The sequence below is a fragment of the Pseudomonas edaphica genome (assembly GCF_005863185.1).
GTDB lineage: Bacteria > Pseudomonadota > Gammaproteobacteria > Pseudomonadales > Pseudomonadaceae > Aquipseudomonas > Aquipseudomonas edaphica.
The window spans coordinates 1-1,782 of sequence record NZ_VBVZ01000895.1 but is presented as its reverse complement, the minus strand read 5'-3'; the positions used below and the strand labels follow the sequence as shown (position 1 = coordinate 1,782).

Here is a 1,782-nt window from a genome sequence, read left to right as displayed (position 1 = left end):
CCCTCGCCACGGGTCGGGCAGTGGAAGCGCTACTCGGCCGACTTTTGCTTCAGACGCTCCAGAATCGCATTAGCGCTGCCGGTGTCCGGGGTGATGCCGGCTTCGCGCAGTTTGCGTTCCAGGTCGGTACCGGTCGATGCCTCGGCCAGTTCGTCCTGGGCTTGCAGTTCAGCGGCGCGTTGCTGCTGTTTGGCTTGCAGGCGGTTGAGTGTACCGACGGCGGTTTCCAGCTTGCCGTTGGCGCCGCCGCTGGCGACGGACGCGCTGACCTGGGCCTTTTGCACGCTTTCGCGGGCCTTGGCCATGTCCACTTGCTGGCGCAGGCTTTTGATCCGGCTTTCGGCCTTGGTGATGTCCTTGCGCATGCTGTCGGCGTAGCCACCGAACTCGGCGGTCTGCTTTTGCTCGGCGTCGCGCTCGTTGGTCAGGGTCGAAATGGCTTCGGCCACTTCCAGGGCCAGGTCTTCACGGTTGGCCTGGATAGCGGCCATCGCCTTGGATTCCAGGTCTTTGATCTTGGCGTCGTACTCGCCTACGCGGTCCGCTGCCAGCTTGTGCTTGGCCATGATGCTCACCAGCTCACGCTTGGCGTTGGCCAATGCTGTGTCGGCGTCGCGAATTTCTTGATCAAGGATGCGCAGGGCCTGTTGGTCGACGATCGATTCGCCGACTTCGCTGGCACCGCCACGCAGCGCGGTGAACAATTTGCTCCAGATGGACTGAGTCATTGGATACTCCCGAATACTTAATTGAAGAAACGTTCGAAGGCTTCGCTGGCGCGCTGCACGTTATCGACCAGGGTTTTCACCTCGGTCACGATGTTGGTCAGGCTGGAGTCGGAACTCAGCGCACCAAACATGTTGTAAACAACCTGCCCGTTCGGCATGGACTCGATGCCGATCGACGACAACGGGAACATCTCCCGGCTGCGCAGCACGGCGTCATTGAAGGCGGTTACGTCGTTGATGGACTCGACGTCGACCAGCACGGTATCGACGATGATCTGCTCGCCCACCACCGCGATGTAAATCGGCAAGCCCCCGAAGTCGTTCATTTCCAGTTTGATGCTGGACTCGGAACCTTGAACCAGAGAAAGCGTAATGTCTTTGGCGACCACTTCGTCCAGGGCTTGCAGCGCGCTGAAGAGGCGGTCGATGTTCCAGTTGGTACCTGCGCTCATGAAATTCTCCGACATGAATGAGCCAGCCAGAATCGGTTGGCGAAGCTGTTTCTCCATTTGCTTGAGCAGGCTTCGGTTTTCGGGAAGCACCCAAGTCTCGTGTTTCACATAACCGGCGGCCGCCAGCCCCGCGCGCATCTGCTTCATGTAAAAGCTCGACGGCTTTTTAACCGGCGGTTTCAAGCGCTCTCCCTTGCGGCTTGCTGAATCGGTATCGGGCTCTGCGGGCGGGCTCGATGGAGAGCTGCTTTTCATGGTACTGGCCTCGTTGTGAAAATCTCACGCGTGAGAAAATCTACAGGCAATTTTTGCAATGCTCAATAGCTCACGCGTGAGATTTTTTGTCTCACTTTTTCCCGCACCACCCAGCAGCGCCCATCGCTCAAGGCTGAGGCTCGATTGTTCCAATCTGATGAACGGTTAAATGCCGTTGTTGGCGCGCCCACACTTGCCTCGCCACGCTCTAGCGCAAGCGCACCGTGCCCACCGGGCTTTTTTTCGGGCACCGGCCTTACTGCATAAATGTTCCGAAATCACCTTGGCGTTGTGAATTGTTGTGAAGGCGTTGCGAATCAGCCAAAACTCCGTGCTAAGTTCAGTAA

At 58.0% G+C, this 1,782-nt stretch carries 2 protein-coding genes; both read right to left on the bottom strand.

Features of this window, described 5'->3' with window-relative positions; all coding sequences use genetic code 11:
• Positions 1-29: 29 nt before the first annotated feature.
• Positions 30-728, bottom strand: a complete 699-nt coding sequence (locus tag FEM54_RS31845; protein ID WP_017136010.1) for a PspA/IM30 family protein — start codon at positions 726-728, stop codon at positions 30-32.
• Between the two features lie 17 nt (positions 729-745).
• Positions 746-1,327: a YjfI family protein gene (locus FEM54_RS31840; RefSeq protein WP_032865490.1), complete on the bottom strand. Its 582-nt coding sequence runs from the start codon at positions 1,325-1,327 to the stop codon at positions 746-748.
• Between the last annotated feature and the right edge of the window lie 455 nt (positions 1,328-1,782).

Excerpts from the sequence above, each read along its gene's own strand:
- FEM54_RS31840 (WP_032865490.1), bottom strand. The coding sequence starts at position 1,327 with ATGAAGCAGATGCGCGCGGGGCTGGCGGCCGCCGGTTATGTGAAACAC.
- FEM54_RS31845 (WP_017136010.1), bottom strand. The coding sequence starts at position 728 with ATGACTCAGTCCATCTGGAGCAAATTGTTCACCGCGCTGCGTGGCGGT.